The organism is Pseudonocardia wallangbongensis (genome assembly GCF_054486945.1).
On the sequence record NZ_JBRERS010000008.1, the window covers coordinates 154,313 to 176,632 of the forward strand.

Consider the following 22,320-nt stretch of genomic DNA (forward strand, 5'->3'; position numbering starts at 1 on the left):
GATGCTTGCGATCGCCCTCCGGAGGGCAATTCACAGCATCTCGCCACGTTCAGCCCGTCATGATCGGACCGAGAATCGCGGCAGCGCCCACCCAAGGGCGCCCAGCCACAGCTGATGATGGGAACCGCCCCGCCCCCGGTCGCTACCATCCCATCCGTGGTCCGGACGGATCGGTCCGCGGCGGATGACGCCGGGGCACGGGAGCTGCTCGCCGCGGCACTGGATGCCGTGGCCGCCCCGGCGCGGCGGGACGAGCGGGCGAGCACCCGGGTGGTGCGCGGGACGCCCCGCCACATCTGGGACGTCGTCACCGGCGAGCTGCTCGGGCGAGCGCGGTACGAGTACGTGGGTTTCGACGATCCCAGCGTCCTGGTGGCGAACGGGTTGACCGAGTCGATGCTCGCGCGCGGATCGGTGGCGATGCGGGAGATGCTCGGTCGAGGGGCGCGGCTGCGCCAGCTCACCACGGGTGCACTGCTGGCTGCGCGCGGTCCCGGTTCGAAGCGGGGATCGTGGCGGCTCGCCGCGGGTGGACACCGCCCGCACCCGGGTGACGAGTACTCGCCATCCCCCTTGAAATCGCCGGGCCCGGGCGGGTGTGCTTCCCGAGTGGGGTGTCGATCGTGATAGTCGGCACGAGCGGTGCCGACCTCCAGCTCGCCGGGAACCGGTTGGACGCCGGTGTTCCCGTCGTCGTGCCGATGCCGAGCCCGCTCGGCTACGCGCTGGCCGCGACGGACGCCGCCGCGGTCAACCGGGCGAAGGGCCGCCCGGGACAGCAGGCCGCCGGCGTCGCGGTGGCCGACCTCGCCATGCTCCGACCGCATCTCGACCTCGACGAGGCCGGCATCGAGCTCGCCCGCCGCCTGTCCGCGGAGCTGTTGCTGAACCTGCTCCTCCCCGTGGACGGCTCCGGTCCCGACTGGTTCGGACCCTCCACGAAGGACGGCTGGCTCGCCGCCACCCTCGCGATGGCGGACGCGGTCCGTCCGCTGCTCGACGAGCGCGGCCACCTCTACCTCAGCAGCGCGAACCGCACGGGCTCACCGGTCGCGTGCGACGCCCCCACCGCCGATGCCGCCTTCGGCGGACGGCTGCTGGTCCTCGACGGCGACCGTGGACGACGCGACCCGGACCGGATCGGGTCGGCGGCCATCGTCCGGGTCGGGCGCGGGGGCCGCCTGGAGGTCGTCCGGGACGGCGCGCAGACCGCCGCGATCCGTGGCGATCCGCAGCGGGCCCTCCGCCGCCTCCTCGCCTGACCCGCCACTCGTCCGGTTCCGGCCGGATGCCGGGTGCCGCGCGACCAACGCGTCGGCGACGCCGCGCAGCTTCTCCCTGGTCTCCTCGAGCTCGCGGGCGGGCTCCGACCCGGGGACGATGCCCCCACCCGCCCTCAGGTGGGTGCGCCCGTTCTCGCGCAGCACCGCCCGGAGGATCAGCGCGGCGTCGAAGGTGCCGTCGTGCTCGACGTGGACGGCCGCACCACCGTAGAGCCCTCGCGGCGAGTGTTCGAGCTCCTCGATGAGGGTGCGGGCCTGGTCGCGCGGGACACCGGTCGCCGTCACGGCCGGGAAGAGCGCCTGGAACGCGTCCCATGCCGTCCGACCCGCGGCGAGATGGCCGCTGACCCGGGTGGCGAGGTGCTGGACCGGCCCGCGGCGCCGCACCGACAGCAGGTCCGAGGCGACCGGCCCGTCATCGGCGCAGACATCCGCCAGCTCCTCGAGCATCGCGCGGATCGAGATCGCGTGCTCGTAGACCTCCTTCGGGTCGGTGCGAAGCTCCGTCCGCAGCTTGGCCGCCAGCGCGGCGTCCGGCGGGCAGGCACGGGTCCCGGCGACCGGTTCGCTGACGAACGCGCCCGACGGTCCGACGCTGACGACGGTCTCCGGGCAGAACGCCACCAGTTCGACGTCGTGCATCGACAGCAGGACCGACCGCGCCGACGGGTTGCGCCCCTGCCCCACGGTGTAGGTGGCCACGAGGTCGACATCGGCATCCACCGGGACCGTTCTGGACAGGACGACCTTGTCCACGGTCCGCGACCGGATCGCCGACAGCGCCCGCTCGATCGCTTCGGTGTACTCGACGGCGCCCGCCTCCTGATCGAAGCGGACTCCCGCCGGCGCCCACCCCGCGTGCTGCCGGTGCAGGGCGTCGACGAGGCGATCGACGGTGCGGGGGTCCGGTCCGCGGACCACCGCGCCGGAGCGGGAGAACCGGACCTGCGTCCGTGGGACGACCAGGTGCACGACCCGCCCCTCGGGGCGGGAGCCCCCGGCCTCGAACTTGACCCACCCGAATGCTTCCCACGGGCCCGCCGCCAGCTCCCCGAGGAGCGCGTCGACCTGGTCGTAGGGCGCACCGGACGGCGGCAGGTCGAGGGCGGCGGACGGGGAGCGCAGGTGGGCGCCGGTGTCGTCGACCCACACCTCCGCGTCGATCCCGAAGCCGGCGGACCACACGCCGTCCTTCTCGTAGAAGACGTACTCGCCTCGGCCCCACGCATCGACCAGGTTCGGGACGGCCCATGACGGTTCGATCGGCTGCGTCACGATCCGCTCGACCATGGCTGCCCCTCCCTCTCGGCCCCACCTCGGGGCCGGCGACGACCGGAACGCTACGGCCGTCCGCGCCCCCGCCGACACGTGTGCTCGCCGCGAAGTCGCACCGCCCCCTCATAGGTTTCCTATGAGACGGCGCCGATGGGCAGCGCGATCCGGGCGCGCCGGGCAGCGGACTCGGAGGATTCGTACGATCACGAGGTGCGTGGATTCGACATCGAGGCCACGATCGGCGACGTCTCCCGCCGTCCGGGCGTCACCGATCTCCTCCGCCGCTTGACGCTCGACCACGAGCTGCTCCGCGAGGAGACCGACGCGCAGGTCGTCGCCGAGTTCCCCGGCATCGCCGAGCGGGCCGACACCGCGGTGCGCCGCGAGTTGATCGACGCGACGTTCCGGCGGGTCCTCGACCGGCTGAGCGGTGGTGCGGACACCGACGGCAGCGCCCTGCACCGGTCCTTCGGGGCCGCCGCGGCGGTCGCCGGGGTGGCCCTGCACGAGCTGACCGCCGCCTACCGGATCGGGTCGCGGGTGGCCTGGGCCCACGTGCGGCGAGTGGCGAACGAGGTGGGTGTCGACGCGGACACGGCGATGGTGCTGGCACAGGCCCACTTCGCCTGCGTGGACGAGCTCACCGCGGACTCCGTGCGCGGGTACTCGGACGCGATCGAGACCGCGTCGCACCTCAGGGCGCGGGACCGCCAGAACCGGCTGCAGGCGCTGCTCGACGGAACCCCGGCGGCGGCCGAGGAAGGCTGGACGGAGCCCGTGGTGGCAGCGGTCGTGCACGGCGACACGGCGGGACTCGAGATGCACGACGACGTCCTGGCCGGGACGTACGACGGCGCCGTGGTCGTCGTCGGCCCGACGGGACGGGTCGCGCTGGTCCTCGCCGGCAGGGACGCCTCCATCGGTTCCGCCGGGACGGTCACCGACCTGCCGCGGTCGTTCCGGCGTGCGCGGCAGCTCTTCAGCCTCGTCGCGAGTGGTGCGCTCGTGCGGAGCGGCCCGGTCCGCTGGTCCGACGAGCTCGTCGCGGTCGTCGTCCACGCGGCACCGGACGCCGCCGACGAGCTGGCGCGACGCAGGCTCGGGCCGCTCGCGGACCGCAACGCGGACCGCGAGCGGTGGCTCGTCGAGACCCTCCGGGCGTGGCTGGACAACCCGGGCCGGCCGCAGGCCATCGCCGAACGCCTGTACCTGCATCCCCAGACGGTCCGGTACCGGCTGCACCGGCTCCGCGAGCGGCTCGGCGACGACATGGACGACCCGGCCGCTCGCTTCGAGTTCGCCATCGCCCTGCACTTCCGGGAGGGACGACCGGGGGTGGGCGCGGCTACCGTCGAGGTCCCGGTCCACGTGTGAGGAGACGACATGTCCACCGTTGCCGAGCTGATCGCCGACACCCTGATGGCCAGCGGGGTGCGCCGCGTGTACGGCATCCCCGGCGACTCGCTCAACGGGTTCACCGACGCCCTGCGGACCCGCCCGGAGCTCGCGTGGGTGCACGTCCGGCACGAGGAGGCCGCCGCATTCGCCGCGAGCGCGGAGGCCGGGCTCACCGACGAGCTCGCCGTGTGCGCCGGCAGCTGCGGGCCCGGCAACCTGCACCTGATCAACGGGCTGTACGACGCGCAGCGCTCCCGGGTGCCCGTGCTGGCCATCGCCGCGCACATCCCGAGCGAGGAGATCGGGTCCAACTACTTCCAGGAGACCCGTCCCCAGGAGCTGTTCCGGGAGTGCAGCGTCTACGCCGAGCACGTCGCGCATCCCGCGCAGATGCCACGGCTGCTGCGGATCGCCATGCGCGAGGCGCTCTCCCGGCGCGGGGTGGCGGTGCTGGTCGTCCCCGGCGACATCGGCCTGGCCAGGACGGACGCGAAACCCGAGTCGATCACGGGCGCGCGGGCGAGCGTCGTGCCGGAGTCCGGCGAGCTGGACGCCGCGGCCCGCGTGCTGAACGCCGGGTCGAACGTCACGATCCTCGCCGGCGCCGGCTGCCGGGGAGCGCACGCCGAGCTCGTCCGGCTCGCCGGCACGCTCCAGGCGCCGGTCGTCCACACGATCCGCGGCAAGGAGTCCGTCGAGCCGGACAACCCGTACGACGTCGGCATGACCGGGCTGCTCGGGTTCTCCTCCGGCTATCGCGCCATGGAGCACTGCGACACGCTGCTCATGCTCGGCACGGACTTCCCCTACCAGCAGTTCTTCCCCAGGAACGCCACCACAGTCCAGGTCGATCTGCGCGGTGAGCAGCTCGGGAGGCGCACGAAGGTCGACGTCCCCCTGGTCGGCGGGGTCAAGGAGACCATCGAGGCACTCCTGCCGCGGCTGGACGCGCAGCGATCCGGCAAGCACCTGGACACCATGCTCACGCACTACCGCCGCACCCGCACGGAGCTCGACGGCCTCGCCACCCCGAGCCGGGGAGCGGCCCCGATCCACCCGCAGTACCTGGCCCGCCTGCTCGACGAGGGAGCGGCCGACGATGCCGTCCTCATCCCCGACGTCGGTTCGCCGGTCGTGTGGGCCGCCCGCTACCTGCGGATGAACGGCAGGCGTCGCCTGCTGGGCTCGTTCAACCACGGATCGATGGCCAACGCCCTCCCGCAGGCCATCGGCGCCCAGGCCACCTACCCGGACCGGCAGGTCATCGCCCTAGCCGGCGACGGCGGGCTGACCATGCTCATGGGTGAGCTGGTGACGCTCGGGCAGATGCGGCTGCCGGTCAAGGTGGTGGTGTTCAACAACGCCTCGCTGAACTTCGTCGAGCTGGAGATGAAGGCCGCCGGCTTCGTCACCTTCGGCACCGACCTGCACAACCCCGACTTCGCCGCCGTCGGCGACGCGCTCGGCGTCCCGGGGTGGCGCGTCGACCACTCGGCCGACCTGCCGAAGGCGGTCACCGAGTTCCTCGCCCACGACGGGCCGGCGATCCTGGACGTGGTCACCGAACGCCAGGAGCTGTCGATCCCGCCGACCATCACCGTGGAGCAGGCGAAGGGGTTCGCGCTGTTCGCGATCCGCACCGTGCTCTCCGGGCGCGGCACGGAGCTGATCGACCTGGCCCGGACGAACATGCGCCAGATCTTCTGAATCCGTCCCGGTCGGATCTCAGCTACTCCGTGATTTTCGGGTGTGACGGGCTCGCGGCGACGACCCGGACGACTCGCCTCTGTTCATCCGGGCAGTACCAGATCCGGCCGCCCGCAGTGACCTCGTACTGCCACTGCGCCAACACCTGGCCGCCCACCTGCCGCTCGGCGAGCTGACCACGGAGCCGGTGCTGACGCGCCGGGTTCTCCGCCCGGGTGGGCCGCTCGGTCAGCACGACCCACGCCTCCCACGTGTTCGCCTGCGCCACCCGGCACAGCTCCTCCCACCCCTTCGCCGCCTCCGATGTCGCGAACCGCGCCTCCCACCCGTCCGGTCGCGCTGGCGGCGCAACCCGGTCACCACGCTTTGCCGGCACCGCTCACTCCCCGGTCGGAGCCGGCACTGGCCCGAGATCGTCATCCAGCGGTCGGGACAGCTCGGCCACGAGCGCGGGATCGGCGTGAACGGCCGCGGTCGACTTCCACTCCACCAGGACCTGGGCCAACACCGACCACCGACCCAGTTCGGCCGACGCGCCGACCGCGCGCACGAAGTCCGAAACGAACTGCAGCCGATCCGCGACTGACAGCAGGTCCGCCCACGGGAACTCCTCCACCAGCACCTCGGCGGCCGCCTCACCAGAAAGGTGCGCAAGGGCGTTGCGCAACGCCCGCGCCGCGCTCAACGCGCCGTCAGCCGCCGACGTAGCGGAGTCTTCGCGGACCAGCAGCAGTGGCACGCCGTCCCGACGTCGCACTCGCACGTCGCCCCGGTCGGCCAGCGCCGCCACACCCTTCGGGTCGCGCTGCAACTCGCTCCACTGCACCTCGGTCGCCACACCATCATTCTGAACTTTTTCAGAAGTCATCGCAAGGCGGTCGGTGCCCACCCAGGTTCTCCTCGCCGAACTTCGTCGAGCTGGAGATGAAGGCCGCCGGCTTCGTCACCTTCGGCACCGACCTGCACAACCCCGACTTCGCCGCCGTCGGCGACGCGCTCGGCGTCCCGGGGTGGCGCGTCGACCACTCGGCCGACCTGCCGAAGGCGGTCACCGAGTTCCTCGCCCACGACGGGCCGGCGATCCTGGACGTGGTCACCGAACGCCAGGAGCTGTCGATCCCGCCGACCATCACCGTGGAGCAGGCGAAGGGGTTCGCGCTGTTCGCGATCCGCACCGTGCTCTCCGGGCGCGGCACGGAGCTGATCGACCTGGCCCGGACGAACATGCGCCAGATCTTCTGAGACCGTCCGGTCGGCGTCCAGTGCGCTCCACGGACCACTACGCCGTGAAGAAATCGATGAGGGTGCGGGCGATCCGGCCGGGTGCGTTCTCGGTGGGGATGTGGTCCGCTTCCGGGATCCGTACGAGCGTGGTCCGCGGGATCTCCGCGGCGAACTTCTCGGCGTACTCCACCGACTCGAAGGGGTCGTCCTCGCCCCAGATCAGCAGTTTGGGCGTGGTGGACCGCTTCAGCGCCGGAACGAGATCGAGGGTGTAGCGGCTGTCGGCCGCGCCCGCCAGGGCCAGCCACGAGCGGCGGACCCGCGGATCGGTCCACGGATCCAGGTACTCGGCGATCAGCTGCTCGGTGGCGGCACCGGCCAGCGCCGAGGTCACGGCCTGCCGTCGCGCGTCGAGAAGGCCATCGGCGGCCTCCGGGTCCCCGAACCGGGCCACGTGGGGCGCCGGCCAGGAGTCGTAGGTGACCGAGTTGACCAAGGCCAGCCCGGACACCTCCAGTCGATCGTGGACCAGGAGGTGCTGGCCGATGGCGCCGCCGATGTCATGAGCCCCCACGGCGATCGGCCCGGAGAGCTTCAGCGCGGACACGAATCGCGTCACCCAATCCGCGAGGGCCGGGACCTTGGCCGCTTCCAGGGTGAGCTCGCCTCCCGAGCGCCCCAGCCCGGGGAGATCGACTGCGATGGGCCGTAGTCCCGCCTCCGCGAGGCGACCCAGCACCGGAAGCCACACCCGGCTCCAGTACGTCCCGTGCAGCAGCAACACGACCGGGCCGTCCTGCTCCACGGTCAGATAGCTGGCCGTTTCGCCATCGACCTGGACCGTGGTCCTCCGCACGCCCGGTTCAGTCGTTTCACCCACGGGACCAGCGTGGCCCGCGGGGCCTCCTACGGCCGAGAGTCTGAAAAGACATCTGTGGGTACATTACGGTCATGGCCCGTCATCGAGTGGTGGCCCTGCTCACCTCGCCCCAGTCACCCTTCGAACTGGCCTGCGCCGCCGAGGTCTTCGGCACCATCAGGCAGGACCTGCCGGCCCACTACACCTTCCGGGTCTGTGCCGAGCACCCCGGCCCGCTGCTCACCACCGCCGGCTACGCGATGCTCGTCGACACGGGGCTGGCGGCCCTGCGAGAGGCGGACACGGTGGTCATCCCCGGCTGGCAGTCACCGGGCAGATCGGTGCCACCGGCCGTCACCGAGGGGCTGCGGGCTGCCCACCAGCGCGGCGCGCGGATCGCCGCCATCTGCACCGGGGCGTTCGTCCTCGCCCAGACCGGACTGCTCGACGGCCGCCGCGCCACCACCCACTGGCGCCACACCGCCCAACTCGCCGCCACTTTCCCGGAGGTGCGGGTGGACCCGGACGTGCTCTACGTCGACGACGGCGACGTGGCGACCAGCGCGGGGACCGGTGCGGGCATCGACCTGTGCATGCACCTCGTCCGTTCCGACCACGGCGCGGCCTTCGCCGCCGAGATCGCGAGGAACATGGTGCTGCCGCCGCACCGGGAGGGCAGCCAGCTCCAGTACGTGACCCGACCCGCCCCCGCCAGCACGGACGAGTCATTGGCGCCACTGCTGGATTGGGCCACCTCACATCTCGACAGCCTGACCGTCGTGCGCCTCGCCGAACACGCCGGGTTGTCGAGCCGAACTCTCGCCCGGCGGTTCACCGAACAGCTCGGCACGAGCCCGGGCCGGTGGCTGCTCGGCCGGCGCCTCGACGCGACGCGGGTGCTGTTGGAACGGACCGACCTGCCGGTGGAAGCCATCGCCACCCGGGTGGGACTCGCCTCGGCGGTCAACCTGCGCCGCCGCTTCCGGGCGCACCTCGGCACCACCCCCGGCGCCTACCGGCGGACCTTCGGCGAAACCAGGTAGGCCGCAGCGTTGCCCGACCACGTACGAGTTCACAGAGTCACGAGGTGGGCCGCAGTGCGCCCTAAAATGGGGACATGGGTGGGTGGTTGCGGGACCTGCGCGGCGACGACCCGGACGGCCGCGCGCCGCTGGTCTTCTCGGACGCGATCGCCGCGCTGGGCCGGGACGGCGACATGATCGTCTACCCGGACGACGTGCGCACCGACCGGATCGTCGGCACCGTGGGGCGCGCCGGGGACTTCGACGCGCGGTTCCGGTTGGTGAACCGGGCGTTGCGGGCGCGTCACCGGTCGGTCGCGGATGCCGTGGCCGGCGGGATCGCGCTGCCTCGGGTGAATCTCATCCAGCTCGGCGAGATGTACTTCGTGGTCGACGGGCACCACCGCGTCTCGGTGGCCCGGGAGCGCGAGCAGCACAGCGTGCCGGCGATCGTCCGTCGGATCTGCACCACGGCGTACGCGATGGCGTGCCTAAGGCTGTCGCACCTGGCCAGCAAGGCGGCCGAGCGGGAGTTCCTGATGCGGGTGTCGCTGCCCGACGACACCCGCTCCGAGCTGTGGTTGGATCGTCCCGCCGACTGGGCGCGGCTGGCCGACGCCGCCGAAGCCTGGGGGTTCCGCCGGGGCCTGACCGGTATCGGCCCGCGCGAGCTGGGCCAGCGCTGGTGGGCCGACGAGGTGGTGCCGCTGGTCGGCCGGCTGCGGGCCAGCGGGCGGGGCGTCGGCCTGCGAGACATCGAGCTGTACGCCGCAGACCTCCTCGACCGGGACCGCTCCGCCGGCCGTACCTCGAGCTGATCCGCCCGCCATCGGGCACCACGAGAGCGGAGCTGCAGGTCAGCGCGTTGCAATTGTCCTGGTCGGACCGGTGGGCGCGGCAGGGTTCGAACCTGCGACCGCTCGGGTGTAAAAGGTGCAGGCAGCACCACACAAGACATCTACCTGCAACAACGGTGCCCGACCGCACCACTGGAGTCGCCCGTAGGCACCCTGTTCGACGGCGGTTCACACCCACGATTGGCTCCACGGCGCAGCGCGGGCGACATGGCTCCCCGTCGCGGCGGCTCGCTCTGTGACCACCACGTACGGCACCATGAACCCGTGACCGACACGCAGCAACCCGCAGCGCGTCCTGGGTGGATCCGGGACGTGCAGGTGCCGCGTGCCCTCACCGACCTGCACGGTCCCACGACGGGAACCATTGGCCTACCCGCGTCCCTGTTCTGGTCAGGCCCTCACCCTCGCGAGGTCCGCTGGGACATTGCCGACCTCGACCGCCGCCGGGACCTCTACGAGATCGTCCTCGTCGAAGGCAACCTGGACGACATCACCCGGCTGGTCGACGGCCCCGGGCTCGTCGAAGTCTGGGACCGCATGTACCTGCCGCGCCGGGTTCGGTCCGCCTGGCGTCCGCTGATCGACAACTCGCGCGCCGCCGCCTGAACCATGCCGCTCCATCCCCTACAAGATCTGATCGTTCGCACCGCGTCCGCGCTGCCCGAAGCGCACACCGTTGCGCTCGCCGGCGGCGGAGCGATGATCGCCCACGGCTTCGTCGACAGGGCGACCCAGGACGTCGATCTGTTCACTGAGATCGACGACGCAGAAGCACGCCACGTCACCGCTGCGCTGCGTGCAGCCCTCCGCGATCGCGGTCTGGAGTCCCGCGACGCCGACCGACCTCCCGCTGACCACCGCTTCGTCGCTGTCGACCCCGCCGACGGAAGCGAGTGCACGGTCGAGGTCTTCGCCGATGGTGGCCGTCTCCAGCCCCGCGTCATGCTTGACGTCGGACCGGTGCTGCACCCGGACGACCTGGCTGCGGACAAGCTGCTCGCGCTGTGGGGACGAGCACGCCCACGCGACTTCTACGACGTGCACGCACTGATGCGCCACTACACGCGAGACACGCTGCTGCACCTCGCTGCCGCCAAGGACGCCGGGTTCACAATCGAGACCTTCCTCGACGCTCTGAACGCCATCAAACGGCTGACCGACGCCGATTGGGCCGAGGACGGGATCAGCGCCGACGCCATCCCGCAACTGACGAGCCTCTTCGCCGAATGGCACACCTCCCTCGCTTCCGACGGGTGAGGGCCTATCCCCGCCTCGGCACCCCGCCCGCTGTCGCCTGGGCCGTCGTCGCAGCGTTCCCTCGTCCGTAGCAGAGGGCGGAGATGTTCACGGTAGCCGTCGTCTCGCACCACGAATGGCTCCACGCCTCCACTGCGAGCAGTCCCTGTCCCCCCGCCGCAGCCGATGACGAGCCGCCGGCCACGGACCGACCACCTGCTCGAGCCCTCCGACCAGCGATATCGCAGATCCCGGCGGCTTCATCCAGGCCCAGCATTCGTCGCAAGTCACCGCCCGAACGACCGACACCGCGCTTCATCTGATGACCACTCGGCTCCCGGACCAGCAGACACCACAGATCAACCACCTGCGTTTCCGCAGGTCACGTGGGCGCGGCAGGGTTCGAACCTGCGACCGCTCGGGTGTAAACCGAGTGCTCTCCCGCTGAGCTACGCGCCCCGGTGCGCTAGGCCACCGACGCCAGCGCCTTCTTCCACGCCTGCTGGTCGCGGGCCTCGCCGGGGGCGTTCACCTCGGCGAAGCGCACGATGCCGGCCTTGTCGACCAGGAAGGTGCCGCGCACGGCCATCCCGCGGTCGGCGTTGAACACGCCGTAGGTCTTCGCCACCTCACCGTGCGGCCAGAAGTCCGACAGCAGGGGGAACTGGTAGCCCTCCTGGTTCGCCCAGGCCTTCAGCGCGAACACGTGGTCGACGGACACGCCGAGGACCTGGACGTCGTCGTTCTGGAAGGAGCCGAGGTCGTCCCGGATCGCGCACAGCTCGCCGGTGCAGATCCCCGAGAAGGCGAACGGGTAGAAGACGACCAGGACGTTGCGCGCGCCGCGGAACGACGAGAGCGTGACCTCCTGGTTGTTCTGGTCCTTGCACGTGAAGTCGGGTGCTTCGGTGCCGACCTCGGGCGCCATGAGCAGATCTCCTCGCTGCGAGCGGTGCGTTCGTCGAGGAGCCTAGTCGGGCGAGGTCACTCGCGGTGCGGACGGGAGGTGCGGATGGGGGCGGCGGAGTGGTTCCTCACAGGACACGAGCGCGGGAACCCCGCCTACCGGCACCCGGACTGGTGCGCCGGCAACGACGTCCGGGTGCACGTGCACGGCAGCGCCTACTTCGCCCGCCTGGCGGCGGAGGTGGCGCTGTTGCGCCCCGGCGACCACCTGTTCTTCACCGACTGGGCGGGCGACGCCGACGAGCTGCTCTGCCCCGAGGGACCGACGGTCGGCGAGCTGTTCTGCGACGCGGCGCGCCGCGGGGTGATCGTGAAGGGTCTGGTGTGGCGCTCGCACGCCGACGAGCTGTCCTACAACGGGCCCGAGAACCGCCTCCTCGGTGCGGAGGTGCGCGCTGCGGGCGGCGAGGTCCTGCTCGACGCGCGGGTGCGGTGGGCGGGCTCCCACCACCAGAAGCTCGTGGTGCTGCGCCGACCTGACGCCCCGGGCCGGGACGTGGCGTTCGCGGGTGGCATCGACCTGAGCCGCTCGCGCCGCGACGACCACACCCACCTCGGCGACCCGCAGGCCGCCCCGATGGCCGCGGCCTACGGTGACCGACCGCCGTGGCACGACGTGCAGCTGGAGGTGCGCGGTCCGGCCGTCGGGCTGATCGACGCGGTGTTCCGGGAGCGCTGGGAGGACCCGCACTCGGTCGACGTCCACAACCCGGTCGCGTGGCTGCGCGACCGGTTCACGAAGACCGACATGCGGGCCGACCCGCTGCCCGGGCGGCCACCGGATCCGTCACCCGCCGGGCGGGCGACGGTCCAGGTGCTGCGCACCTACCCCGCGATCCGGCCCGGCTACCCGTTCGCCCCGCGCGGCGAACGGTCCGTGGCCCGGGGCTACGCGAAGGTCTTCCGCCGCGCGGAGCGGCTGATCTACCTGGAGGACCAGTACATGTGGTCCCCGCACATCGCACGCCTGCTCGCCGATGCGCTGCACCGCACCCCCCGGCTGCACGTCATGGTCGTCGTCCCCCGCCATCCGGACGTGGACGGGCGGCTCGCGCTGCCGCCCAACCAGGTGGGCCGGATGCAGGCGATCGAGGTGTGCGAGCGCGCCGCCCCCGACCGGGTGCACGTGTACGACCTCGAGAACCACGACAGCACCCCGGTGTACGTCCACGCGAAGGTCGCCGTCGTCGACGACACCTGGGCGTGCGCCGGCAGCGCCAACCTCAACCGGCGTTCCTGGAGCCACGACAGCGAACTGTCGGTCGCCGTGCTCGACGAGGAACGCGACGACCGCGATCCGCGCGATCCGGGCGGGCTGGGCGACGGGGCGCGGCGGTTCGCCCGCGACCTGCGGCTCACGCTGCTGCGCGAGCACCTCGACCGCGAGCCGCACGAGGACGCCGACCTGCTCGACCCGGACGAGGCCGTGCGCACCGTCGAGGCCGCGGTGACCGCGCTCGACGCCTGGCACGACGGCGGCCGGGTCGGGCCGCGCCCTCCGGGGCGGCTGCGCCGCCACCGACCCGAACGGATGTCGATTTTCACCCGACTGTGGGCCGTGCCGGTGTACCGGACCGCCTACGACCCGGACGGGCGACCGTGGCGGGATCGCGCGCGCGGCCGGTGGTGACGCTCAGCGCCGTCCGTTCGCTCCGACAAGCTCCGCTCAGCGCCTCGGCTTGGCCGCCTTCGGCGACACCAGCCGGGATCCCACCCAGCTCTCGCCGACGGTGACGTTGGAGGTCTGCGAGAGCCCGGCCGTCGGTGCGGCCTCGGCGATCTCGCTTGGCTCCACGTGCCCGGGGTGGCCGGTCTTGGGTGTGAGCACCCAGATCACCCCGTTCTCGGCGAGCGGACCGATCGCGTTGATCAGCGCGTCGACGAGGTCCCCGTCGCCGTCGCGCCACCACATGAGGACGAGGTCGATGACATCGACGGCGTCCTCGTCGAGCAGCTCGTCCCCCGCTCTTTCCTCGACGGCGTCGCGCACCGCCTCGTCGACGTCGCTGTCCCAGCCAAGTTCCTGGACGACCATGCCCGACTCGACGCCGAGCTTTCCCGCGATGTCGGACGTGCGTCCGGCATCATCCGCGGTGACCACGCGTGTACCCCTTTGCCTCGTGCAGTGCTCATTGCCGGTGCCCTGTCCCCCGACTCCGGCCCCGTTGGTTGCGGAATCCGAACACGACGACTGTCCGACGCGCAACCACTCGTTACGAGATCGAGCGCCGAGGGGCACGATAGGGGACGAGCACACACATCACCGACCGAGACAGAAGCAAGGCAGGGAGATCCCTTGACCGGCCAGAACACCGACGGCAGTGCCCGGACCTCCGGGACGGGTCCGCGGCGCGTGCACGTCATCCGCGACGGGCTCGCCGCCCACCTGCCGGACATCGATCCCGAGGAGACGGCCGAGTGGCTCGACTCCTTCGACGCGGTCCTGGACGCCGCGGGGCAGCAGCGTGCCCGCTACCTGATGTTGCGGATGCTGCAGCGGGCCCGGGAGCGCCACGTCGGCGTACCGTCGCTGACCAGCACGGACTACGTCAACACCATCGCCACCGACCGGGAGCCGTGGTTCCCCGGCGACGAGGAGACCGAGCGGGCGTACCGGCGTTGGATCCGTTGGAACGCCGCCATGACGGTGCACCGCGCCCAGCGGCCGGGTATCGGGGTCGGCGGGCACATCTCGTCCTACGCCTCGTCGGCCACCCTGTACGAGGTCGGGTTCAACCACTTCTTCCGGGGCAAGGATCACCCGGGTGGGGGTGACCAGGTCTACATCCAGGGCCACGCCTCCCCCGGCATCTACGCCCGCGCGTACCTGGAGGGGCGGCTCTCCGAGGACCGGCTCGACGGTTTCCGCCAGGAGCTCTCGCACGGTGGGCCCGGCCACGGGCTGCCGTCCTACCCGCACCCGCGGCTGATGCCGGACTTCTGGGAGTTCCCCACGGTGTCCATGGGCCTCGGCCCGATGAACGCGATCATGCAGGCGCGGTTCAACCGCTACCTGCACGACCGCGGCATCCGCGACACCTCCGACCAGCGGGTGTGGGCGTTCCTCGGCGACGGCGAGATGGACGAGCCGGAGTCCCGCGGCCTGATCCACATCCCGGCCACGGAGGGGCTCGACAACCTCACCTTCGTGATCAACTGCAACCTGCAGCGGCTCGACGGCCCGGTCCGCGGCAACGGCAAGATCATCCAGGAGCTGGAGGCGTTCTTCCGCGGCGCGGGCTGGAACGTCATCAAGGTGATCTGGGGCCGCGAGTGGGACGCCCTGCTGCACGCCGACCGCGACGGCGCCCTGATCAACCTGATGAACAACACCCCGGACGGGGACTACCAGACCTACAAGGCGAACGACGGCGGCTACGTCCGCGACCACTTCTTCGGGCGCGACCCGCGCACGAAGTCGCTGGTCGAGCCGATGACCGACGCCGAGATCTGGAACCTCAAGCGCGGTGGGCACGACTACCGCAAGGTCCACGCGGCGTACGCGGCCGCCCTGGAGCACCACGGCCAGCCCACGGTGATCCTCGCCAAGACCATCAAGGGCTACGGCGTCGGCCCGAGCTTCGCCGGGCGCAACGCCACCCATCAGATGAAGAAGCTCTCGCTCGCCGACCTCAAGCAGTTCCGCGACGAGCAGCGCATCCCGATCTCGGACGCCGCGCTGGAGGAGAACCCCTACCTGCCGCCGTACTACCACCCGGGCGACGACGACCCGGCCATCCGGTACATGCTGGAGCGCAGGCGCGCGCTCGGTGGCCCGGTGCCCTCCCGGCGATCGGCGGCGAAGCCGCTGGTCCTGCCGGGTGACAAGGTCTACGAGGTCGTGCGCAGGGGCTCCGGCAAGCAGGAGGTCGCCACCACGATGGCGTTCGTCCGGCTGCTGCGCGAGCTCGTCAAGGACAAGGAGATCGGCGGCCGGTTCGTGCCGATCATCCCGGACGAGGCGCGCACGTTCGGGATGGACTCGATGTTCCCGACCCAGAAGATCTACAACCCGAACGGGCAGCAGTACACGTCGGTGGACGCCTCGCTCATGCTCGCCTACCGCGAGAGCGAGGAGGGCCAGCTGCTGCACGAGGGGATCAACGAGGCCGGCTCGGTGGGCTCGTTCATCGCGGCGGGCACGTCGTACGCCACGCACGGCGAGCCGATGATCCCGGTCTACGTCTTCTACTCGATGTTCGGGTTCCAGCGCACCGGCGACTCGATCTGGGCGGCCGCCGACCAGATGGCCCGCGGCTTCCTCATCGGCGCCACCGCGGGCCGCACCACGCTCACCGGTGAGGGTCTGCAGCACAACGACGGGCACTCGCAGCTGCTCGCGTCCACCAACCCGGCCGTCGTCGCCTACGACCCGGCGTTCTCGTTCGAGGTGGCGCACATCGTCAAGGACGGGCTGCGGCGCATGGTCGGGGACGACCCGGAGAACATCATCTACTACCTGACCGTCTACAACGAGCCGTACGTCCAGCCCGCCGAGCCCGAGGACCTCGACGTCGTCGGGCTGCTGCGCGGGATCTACCGGTACGCGGCGAGCCCGCGCGCCGAGGGCCCGCAGGTGCGCCTGCTCGCGTCCGGCGTCGCGTTGCCGTGGGCCCTGCAGGCCCGCGACATGCTGGCCGAACAGTGGGGTGTCGGGGCCGAGGTGTGGTCGGTGACGTCGTGGGGCGAGCTACGCCGCGACGGGGTCGAGTGCGAGCAGCACAACCTGCTGCACCCGGACGCCGAGCCCCGCGTCCCCTACATCACCCGCGCGCTGGGCGAGGGCGGCCCGGTCGTCGCGACCTCGGACTGGATGCGGGCGCTGCCCGACCTCGTCCGCCAGTGGGTGCCGGCGCCGTTCACCAGCCTGGGCACCGACGGGTTCGGCCTGTCCGACACCCGGCCCGCGGTGCGCAGGCACTTCAACGTCGACGCCGAGTCGCTCACGGTGGCGGCGCTGGAGGCGCTCGCCGCGCGCGGCGAGTTCGACCGCGGCGCGGTGGCCGAGGCCGCCGCGAAGTACCGGATCGACGATCCGCAGGCGGCCGGACCGCAGACGAGCGACAGCGGTGTCGCTTAGGACGTGGCATAGCAAAAGGTGAAAAAGGCTGGTCATTGACTCTCGGCAGGGAGGCCCGAACACGATACGCTCCGGCGCGACGCCGGCCGCGAGTGATCGCGAACGGCGTCCCGACCGGGGCGCACAACGTTGAGCGCCAGGCGGCGCGAGGCCGGGGGCAGTGCCCCGGCACCAGCACGAGGAGAGCGGGAATGGCAGAGGGCACCGTCAAGTGGTTCAACAGCGAGAAGGGCTACGGCTTCCTCGCTCCTGACGGTGGTGGTGCAGACGTTTTCGTGCACTACTCGGCGATCCAGAAGAACGGCTACAAGAGCCTCGACGAGGGCGAGCGGGTGTCGTTCGACATCGAGCAGGGGCAGAAGGGTCCGCAAGCCACCAAGGTCACTCCGCTCGGCTGAGAGCCGATCTCCGCAGTCCCGGCGCCGCAGCGCCGGTTCGTCCGTCCGGGCCGTCGAGGCGGCGGCCCGCCGATCCACCGCTGACGTCGGGGCCGGTGCCCCGTGCGATGCTGCCCGCGTGACCGACCACGGGGCGCGGACGCCCTCCGGGGTGTCCCCGGCCACCTTGCGCAAGCTCGAACTGGCCGCGGGTGACCTGGCTTCCGCCTGTCTCGCGGCCATGGCGCGGCGCCATCCGTGGTTCGCACGCCTGTCGGCAGACCTGCGCGCGGGCGTCCAGCTCGTCACGCAGACCGGTGTGGCCAACTTCGTGGCGTGGATCGGCAAGCACGGGGCCGAAGCGCAGCACCCCGGGGAATCGCACGCAGCGCCGCCGCTCACGGCCGAGGCGTTCCGCATCGCACCGCGTGACCTCGCACGCCGGCTGACCCTGTCGCAGACCGTCGATCTCGTCCGGATCGCGACGGAGGTGTTCGAGGAGCACCTGCCGCCGCTCGCGGCCGACGAGGCCGAGCGCCGCGCGCTGGTCGAGGGGGTGCTGCGCTTCGGCCGGGAGATCGCGTTCGCGGCCGCCACGGTGTACGCCGGCGAGGCGGAGAGCCGAGGCGCGTGGGACGCGCGGGTCGAGGCCCTCGTCGTCGATGCGGTGGTCCGCGGCCCGGGCGCGGACTCCGGCAACACGGCGCGCAGCTGGGTCGACGGCCTGCTCTCGCGCGCGTCCGCGCTCGGCTGGGACCCCACGGATCCGCTGCGCGTGGTGGTCGGCAGCCCGGCCCCGGAGACCCACGAGGAACTGCTGTCCGAGCTGCGCAGCGAGGCCGACCGATCGGGCCAGTCGGTGCTGGTCGGTGTGCAGGGCAACCGCCTCGTCGTGCTGCTGTCCGAGCCACCGGGCCTTGACACCGGTGGCGACATCGGCACGGTCGTCGAGGCGTTCGGTCCCGGTCCGGTCGTCGTGGGACCGCGGGCCGCCGACCTCCCCGGCGCGCACGCCAGCGCCCGCGACGCGCTCGCCGGCCTGCGGGCGGCCCCAGCCCGGCCGGACGCGCCCCGCCCGGTTGCGGCCGACGACCTGCTGCCCGAGCGCGCCCTCGTCGGCGACGCGGTCGCGCACCGCAGGCTCGTCGCCCACGTCATCGACCCGGTGGAGGCGGCCGGCGGGGAGCTCCTGACGACGCTCGCGGCGTTCCTCGAGAGCGGCAGCGCGCTCGAGGCATGTGCCCGCGCGCTCTTCGTCCACTCGAACACCGTGAGGTATCGGCTACGGCGCGTGACCGAGCTCACCGGGCTCCGCCCGGCCGACCCGCGCGACGCGCTGGTGCTGCGCATCGCCGTGCTCGCAGCGCGGCTCGAGGCGGGTCGGGATCCGGTGGTCCCCGGCTGAGCTGCGGAGATCCGACAAACCGGCGGGCGCCACGGCGGACCTGACCGGATCACGCCGGGGATGTCGTTGGAGGAACCCTCCAAAACCTGCGCGCCGAGTTCGTGGGCTCGACGCATTCCGGTCACGACCCGCATCCCGGTTTCCTACGTCCCGTGATTGCCCTGCTCGCACCCGGCCAGGGATCTCAGACCCCGGGCATGCTCGCCCCGTGGCTCGACGACCCCGCGGCCGAGGAGACGCTCGCCCGATGGTCCGACAGCACCGGTCTCGACCTGCGCAGGCTCGGCACCACCGCCGGCCCGGACGAGATCAAGGACACCGCCGTCACCCAGCCGCTGGTGGTTGCCGGCGCGTTGCTGGCCGCGGCCCGGCTGACCGCCCGCGCCCCACTACCCGCCGGCGCGCCCGCCGCCGGTCACTCCGTCGGAGAGCTGGCCGCCGCCGCGGTGGCCGACGTGCTCACCGCCGACGCCGCCGTGTCGCTCGCCGCCGTGCGTGGCCGCGAGATGGCCGCTGCCTGCGCGTTGGCACCCACCGGCATGAGCGCGGTGCTCGGTGGGAAACCCGAGGAGGTGCTGGCGAAGCTCGCCGAGCTGGGTCTGGACCCGGCCAACCGCAACGGCGCAGGTCAGGTCGTCGCGGCCGGCCCGCAGTCGGCGCTCGCCGAGCTCGCGGCCGCGCCGCCCGAGCGGGCCCGCGTGATCCCGCTGCCGGTGGCCGGTGCGTTCCACACCCACTTCATGAAGCCCGCCGAGGACGCGATGCGGACCCACGCCGAGACGGTCACCCCGGCCGACCCGGTGCGCCCGCTGCTGTCCAACGCCGACGGCGAGGTCGTCACGGACGGCGCCGACGCGCTGCGCAGGCTCGTCGCGCAGGTCACCCTGCCCGTGCGCTGGGACGCCTGCATGGCCCGCCTGCGCGAGCTCGGCGTCACCGCGGTGATCGAGCTGCCGCCTGCGGGCACCCTCGTCGGGCTCGTCAAGCGCGACCTGAAGGGCACGGCGACGCTGGCCCTCAAGACACCGGACGACCTCGACCGGGCCGTCGACCTCATCACCGAGCACGCGGGAGCCGACACGTGACCGAGAAGATCCAGCTCCGCACCGCTCCGACCGTCCCGGGCGCCCGGCTCCTCGGTATGGGCAGCACGCAGCCCGAGAACGTCGTCACGAACGACGACCTCGCGCAGCGGATGGACACGAACGACGCGTGGATCCGCGAGCGGGTCGGCATCCAGAGCCGCCGCATCGCGGAGGAGGGCACGCTGCTGGTCGACATGGCCGCCGAGGCCGGGTCGCGGGCGGTGAAGGACGCCGGCATCGCGCCCGCCGAGATCGACACCGTGATCGTCGCGACCTGCACGATGCCCACGCCGATCCCGAACGCCGCCGCCCAGACGGCGGAGCGGATCGGCATCCCGGCGCCGGGGGCCTTCGACCTGAACGCGGCCTGCGCGGGCTTCTCCTACGGCGTCGGCACGGCCGCGGACCTGGTCCGCGCCGGGTCCTCCCGGCACGTGCTGGTGATCGGGGCCGAGAAGCTGTCGGACTGGCTCGACTGGACCGACCGCTCCACCGCGATCATCTTCGCCGACGGCGCCGGTGCCGTGGTCATCGGTCCGGCCACCGACGAGGCGTCCGTCGGCGTCGGCCCGCTCACCTGGGGCAGCGCCGGTGACATGGCCCAGACCATCAACATCGACGCCGAGACCAACACGCTCCACCAGGAGGGCCAGGCGGTCTTCCGCTGGGCCACCACCAAGATCGCCCCGGTGGCCCTGAAGGCGATCGAGCTGGCCGGGCTCACCCCCGCCGACATCGACGTCTTCGTGCCGCACCAGGCCAACCTGCGCATCGTCGACGCCGTGGCCAGGAAGCTGCGCAAGGAAGGCGCCCGGGAGGACATGGTCGTCGCCGACGACATCGTCGGATCCGGCAACACCTCGTCCGCGTCGATCCCCCTCGCCCTGGACCACATGCGCGCCGACGGGCGCATGCGCCCGGGCGACGTCGTACTGCTCGCCGGGTTCGGCGCGGGCCTGTCCTTCGCCGGCCAGGTCGTCGTCAGTCCCTAGGATCCCCCTGATCAACCCCAGTCCCCCACCAGAAGGAGAAACACCGTGGCCGACAACACCGAGATCCTGAGCGGGCTCGCGGAGATCGTCGAGGAGGTCGCCGGCATCGACACCGCCGAGGTGGCGGCCGAGAAGTCCTTCGTCGACGACCTCGACATCGACTCGCTGTCGATGGTGGAGATCGCCGTGCAGGCCGAGGACAAGTTCGGCGTGAAGATCCCCGACGACCAGCTGGCCGAGCTCAAGACGGTCGGCGACGCCGTCGACTACATCGCGAAGAACCAGTGACCCGCTGCGGCGGCACCGGGAGGCGTCATGACGTCTGAGGTCGAGGTCGTCATCACCGGGCTCGGCGCGACGACCCCGCTCGGTGGGGACGTCGCGTCGACCTGGGAAGCGATGCTGGGCGGCCGCTCCGGCGTTCGGCGGATCAACGGCGACTACGACTGGATCGACCGCTACGAGCTGCCGGTGAAGATCGGCGCGCCGCTCGCCGTCGAGCCCACCGAGGTCCTCCCCCGGGTTCAGGCCCGGCGGCTGGACCGGGTGGAGCAGATCGCGGTCGTGGCCGCGAAGGAGGCCTGGGCGGACGCCGGGGAGCCCGAGGTGGAGCCCGAACGGCTCGCCGCGGTGGTCGGGACCGGCATCGGCGGAGTCACCACGCTGCTCGCGCAGGACGACCTGCTCGAGACGCAGGGGCTGCGCAAGATCTCGCCGCTGACCGTGCCGATGTTGATGCCCAACGGGCCCGCCGCGTGGGTGAGCCTCGAGTTCGGCGCGCGCGGCGGCGTGCACGCGCCGGTGTCGGCGTGTGCCACCGGTGCGGAGGCGCTGGCCTGGTCGCTCATGCTGCTGCGCAACGGCGAGCTGGACGTCGTGATCGCCGGCGGGGCGGAGGCCTGCATCACCCAGCTCACCGTGGCCGGCTTCGTGCAGTCGCGCACGCTCTCGCAGCGCAACGACGATCCGGAACGCGCCTCCCGGCCCTTCGACGCCGGCCGCGACGGCTTCGTGCTCGGCGAGGGCGCCGGGATCATGATCCTGGAGCGGGCCGAGTTCGCCGCCGCGCGCGGTGCACGCGTGTACGGACGGCTCGCCGGCGCCGGGCTGACCGCCGACTCGTACCACATCACGGGCCCGGAGCCGGAGGGCGTCGGCCAGTCGCGGGCGATCGCCAAGTCGGTGCGCGACGCGGGCCTGGAGCCCTCCGACATCGGGCACGTCAACTGCCACGCCACCTCCACGGTCGTGGGCGACGTGGGCGAGACCCGGGCGGTGCGCAAGGCGCTGGGCGACCACCCCGTCCTCACGGCCCCGAAGGGCTCCTTCGGGCACCTGGTCGGGGCGGCGGGAGCGGTCGAGAGCATCCTCACCGTCCTCTCGATCAAGGAGGGCGTCATCCCGGCCACGCTCAACCTCGAGGACCTCGACCCCGGCGTCGAGCTCGACGTGGTGGCCGGCGAGCCGCGCAAGGTCGACCTGCAGGCGGCGGTCTGCGACTCGTTCGGCTTCGGCGGCCACAACGCCGCCATCACCATCACGAAAGCCTGACCC

The 22,320-nt window shown here is 72.1% G+C and carries 22 protein-coding genes, 1 tRNA gene and 1 pseudogene; 17 read left to right on the top strand and 7 right to left on the bottom strand.

The window, feature by feature from the left end; genetic code table 11:
• The first annotated feature begins 156 nt into the window (after nt 1–156).
• Together ACU436_RS27185 and ACU436_RS27190 are read left to right on the top strand one after the other, a co-directional pair.
• Nucleotides 157–627, top strand: coding sequence for a hypothetical protein (locus tag ACU436_RS27185; protein WP_459029797.1), 471 nt, complete (start codon nt 157–159; stop codon nt 625–627).
• Nucleotides 624–1,262 (top strand): Sua5/YciO/YrdC/YwlC family protein, encoded by a 639-nt coding sequence (locus ACU436_RS27190; protein WP_459029798.1) that lies wholly within the window; start codon nt 624–626, stop codon nt 1,260–1,262. Before ACU436_RS27185 ends, ACU436_RS27190 begins: the two co-directional genes overlap by 4 nt.
• Before the next feature lie 51 nt (nt 1,263–1,313).
• Here ACU436_RS27190 and ACU436_RS27195 read toward each other — a convergent pair.
• A pseudogene (locus ACU436_RS27195) lies at nt 1,314–2,573 on the bottom strand (salicylate synthase); the annotation flags it as partial.
• A 195-nt stretch (nt 2,574–2,768) separates the two neighbouring features.
• On the opposite strand from ACU436_RS27195, the gene ACU436_RS27200 reads away from it, so the two are divergent.
• Nucleotides 2,769–3,932, top strand: a complete 1,164-nt coding sequence (locus tag ACU436_RS27200) for a PucR family transcriptional regulator (RefSeq protein ID WP_459029799.1) — start codon at nt 2,769–2,771, stop codon at nt 3,930–3,932.
• Nucleotides 3,933–3,941: 9 nt separating this feature from the next.
• Complete coding sequence (poxB, locus tag ACU436_RS27205; RefSeq protein ID WP_459029800.1) at nt 3,942–5,663, top strand: ubiquinone-dependent pyruvate dehydrogenase; 1,722 nt, start codon at nt 3,942–3,944, stop codon at nt 5,661–5,663.
• A gap of 22 nt (nt 5,664–5,685) precedes the next feature.
• On the opposite strand, the gene ACU436_RS27210 is transcribed toward poxB, so the two are convergent.
• Together ACU436_RS27210 and ACU436_RS27215 are read right to left on the bottom strand one after the other, a co-directional pair.
• Nucleotides 5,686–6,039, bottom strand: a complete 354-nt coding sequence (locus ACU436_RS27210) for a hypothetical protein (protein ID WP_459029801.1) — start codon at nt 6,037–6,039, stop codon at nt 5,686–5,688.
• A gap of 3 nt (nt 6,040–6,042) precedes the next feature.
• Nucleotides 6,043–6,552 carry a hypothetical protein gene (locus tag ACU436_RS27215; RefSeq protein ID WP_459029802.1) on the bottom strand — a complete coding sequence of 170 codons (510 nt, stop codon included), beginning with the start codon at nt 6,550–6,552 and terminating at the stop codon, nt 6,043–6,045.
• A 35-nt stretch (nt 6,553–6,587) separates the two neighbouring features.
• On the opposite strand from ACU436_RS27215, the gene ACU436_RS27220 reads away from it, so the two are divergent.
• Nucleotides 6,588–6,905, top strand: coding sequence for a thiamine pyrophosphate-dependent enzyme (locus tag ACU436_RS27220; protein WP_459029803.1), 318 nt, complete (start codon nt 6,588–6,590; stop codon nt 6,903–6,905).
• A gap of 37 nt (nt 6,906–6,942) precedes the next feature.
• Here ACU436_RS27220 and ACU436_RS27225 read toward each other — a convergent pair whose 3' ends face one another.
• Nucleotides 6,943–7,767 (bottom strand): alpha/beta fold hydrolase, encoded by an 825-nt coding sequence (locus tag ACU436_RS27225; RefSeq protein WP_459029804.1) that lies wholly within the window; start codon nt 7,765–7,767, stop codon nt 6,943–6,945.
• 71 nt (nt 7,768–7,838) lie between these two features.
• Between ACU436_RS27225 and ACU436_RS27230 the strand changes: the two genes are divergently transcribed.
• From ACU436_RS27230 to ACU436_RS27245, 4 genes are all read left to right on the top strand, one after another.
• Nucleotides 7,839–8,789 carry a helix-turn-helix domain-containing protein gene (locus tag ACU436_RS27230; RefSeq protein WP_459029805.1) on the top strand — a complete coding sequence of 317 codons (951 nt, stop codon included), beginning with the start codon at nt 7,839–7,841 and terminating at the stop codon, nt 8,787–8,789.
• Nucleotides 8,790–8,863: 74 nt separating this feature from the next.
• Complete coding sequence (locus ACU436_RS27235; RefSeq protein WP_459029806.1) at nt 8,864–9,586, top strand: hypothetical protein; 723 nt, start codon at nt 8,864–8,866, stop codon at nt 9,584–9,586.
• Nucleotides 9,587–9,889: 303 nt separating this feature from the next.
• Nucleotides 9,890–10,231 carry a hypothetical protein gene (locus ACU436_RS27240; RefSeq protein ID WP_459029807.1) on the top strand — a complete coding sequence of 114 codons (342 nt, stop codon included), beginning with the start codon at nt 9,890–9,892 and terminating at the stop codon, nt 10,229–10,231.
• Nucleotides 10,232–10,234: 3 nt separating this feature from the next.
• Nucleotides 10,235–10,882 (top strand): nucleotidyl transferase AbiEii/AbiGii toxin family protein, encoded by a 648-nt coding sequence (locus ACU436_RS27245; RefSeq protein WP_459029808.1) that lies wholly within the window; start codon nt 10,235–10,237, stop codon nt 10,880–10,882.
• A 366-nt stretch (nt 10,883–11,248) separates the two neighbouring features.
• On the opposite strand, the gene ACU436_RS27250 is transcribed toward ACU436_RS27245, so the two are convergent.
• Both ACU436_RS27250 and ACU436_RS27255 read right to left on the bottom strand, forming a co-directional pair.
• Nucleotides 11,249–11,320, bottom strand: a tRNA-Val gene (locus ACU436_RS27250).
• Between the two features lie 7 nt (nt 11,321–11,327).
• Nucleotides 11,328–11,789: a peroxiredoxin gene (locus tag ACU436_RS27255; protein ID WP_459029809.1), complete on the bottom strand. Its 462-nt coding sequence runs from the start codon at nt 11,787–11,789 to the stop codon at nt 11,328–11,330.
• Between the two features lie 84 nt (nt 11,790–11,873).
• On the opposite strand from ACU436_RS27255, the gene ACU436_RS27260 reads away from it, so the two are divergent.
• Complete coding sequence (locus ACU436_RS27260) at nt 11,874–13,457, top strand: phospholipase D family protein (RefSeq protein WP_459029810.1); 1,584 nt, start codon at nt 11,874–11,876, stop codon at nt 13,455–13,457.
• Between the two features lie 36 nt (nt 13,458–13,493).
• Here the strand turns inward: ACU436_RS27260 and ACU436_RS27265 are convergent, their stop codons facing one another.
• Complete coding sequence (locus ACU436_RS27265; protein WP_459029811.1) at nt 13,494–13,928, bottom strand: DUF3052 domain-containing protein; 435 nt, start codon at nt 13,926–13,928, stop codon at nt 13,494–13,496.
• Nucleotides 13,929–14,123: 195 nt separating this feature from the next.
• Here ACU436_RS27265 and aceE point away from each other — a divergent pair, with 195 nt between their 5' ends.
• The 7 genes from aceE to ACU436_RS27300 all read left to right on the top strand — a co-directional run bounded on the left by aceE (nt 14,124) and on the right by ACU436_RS27300 (nt 22,317).
• On the top strand, nt 14,124–16,907 hold the full coding sequence (gene aceE / locus ACU436_RS27270) for a pyruvate dehydrogenase (acetyl-transferring), homodimeric type (RefSeq protein ID WP_459029812.1): 2,784 nt from the start codon (nt 14,124–14,126) through the stop codon (nt 16,905–16,907).
• A gap of 191 nt (nt 16,908–17,098) precedes the next feature.
• Nucleotides 17,099–17,305, top strand: a complete 207-nt coding sequence (locus tag ACU436_RS27275) for a cold-shock protein (protein WP_343941531.1) — start codon at nt 17,099–17,101, stop codon at nt 17,303–17,305.
• A 118-nt stretch (nt 17,306–17,423) separates the two neighbouring features.
• Entirely contained in the window at nt 17,424–18,689 is a 1,266-nt protein-coding gene (locus ACU436_RS27280; protein ID WP_459029813.1) for a PucR family transcriptional regulator, read from the top strand.
• A 152-nt stretch (nt 18,690–18,841) separates the two neighbouring features.
• Complete coding sequence (locus ACU436_RS27285; protein WP_459029814.1) at nt 18,842–19,774, top strand: ACP S-malonyltransferase; 933 nt, start codon at nt 18,842–18,844, stop codon at nt 19,772–19,774.
• Nucleotides 19,771–20,766, top strand: a complete 996-nt coding sequence (locus tag ACU436_RS27290; RefSeq protein WP_459029815.1) for a beta-ketoacyl-ACP synthase III — start codon at nt 19,771–19,773, stop codon at nt 20,764–20,766. Before ACU436_RS27285 ends, ACU436_RS27290 begins: the two co-directional genes overlap by 4 nt.
• Nucleotides 20,767–20,811: 45 nt before the next feature.
• Complete coding sequence (locus ACU436_RS27295; RefSeq protein WP_459029816.1) at nt 20,812–21,054, top strand: acyl carrier protein; 243 nt, start codon at nt 20,812–20,814, stop codon at nt 21,052–21,054.
• A gap of 27 nt (nt 21,055–21,081) precedes the next feature.
• Nucleotides 21,082–22,317 carry a beta-ketoacyl-[acyl-carrier-protein] synthase family protein gene (locus ACU436_RS27300; protein ID WP_459029817.1) on the top strand — a complete coding sequence of 412 codons (1,236 nt, stop codon included), beginning with the start codon at nt 21,082–21,084 and terminating at the stop codon, nt 22,315–22,317.
• Nucleotides 22,318–22,320: the final 3 nt, after the last annotated feature.

What these genes read in the sequence shown, in the direction of transcription:
- poxB (WP_459029800.1), top strand. Translation starts at nt 3,942, where the DNA reads ATGTCCACCGTTGCCGAGCTGATCGCCGACACCCTGATGGCCAGCGGG.
- ACU436_RS27275 (WP_343941531.1), top strand. Translation starts at nt 17,099, where the DNA reads ATGGCAGAGGGCACCGTCAAGTGGTTCAACAGCGAGAAGGGCTACGGC.
- ACU436_RS27235 (WP_459029806.1), top strand. Translation starts at nt 8,864, where the DNA reads ATGGGTGGGTGGTTGCGGGACCTGCGCGGCGACGACCCGGACGGCCGC.
- ACU436_RS27245 (WP_459029808.1), top strand. Translation starts at nt 10,235, where the DNA reads ATGCCGCTCCATCCCCTACAAGATCTGATCGTTCGCACCGCGTCCGCG.
- ACU436_RS27255 (WP_459029809.1), bottom strand. Translation starts at nt 11,789, where the DNA reads ATGGCGCCCGAGGTCGGCACCGAAGCACCCGACTTCACGTGCAAGGAC.
- ACU436_RS27260 (WP_459029810.1), top strand. Translation starts at nt 11,874, where the DNA reads ATGGGGGCGGCGGAGTGGTTCCTCACAGGACACGAGCGCGGGAACCCC.
- ACU436_RS27300 (WP_459029817.1), top strand. Translation starts at nt 21,082, where the DNA reads ATGACGTCTGAGGTCGAGGTCGTCATCACCGGGCTCGGCGCGACGACC.
- ACU436_RS27220 (WP_459029803.1), top strand. Translation starts at nt 6,588, where the DNA reads ATGAAGGCCGCCGGCTTCGTCACCTTCGGCACCGACCTGCACAACCCC.
- ACU436_RS27230 (WP_459029805.1), top strand. Translation starts at nt 7,839, where the DNA reads ATGGCCCGTCATCGAGTGGTGGCCCTGCTCACCTCGCCCCAGTCACCC.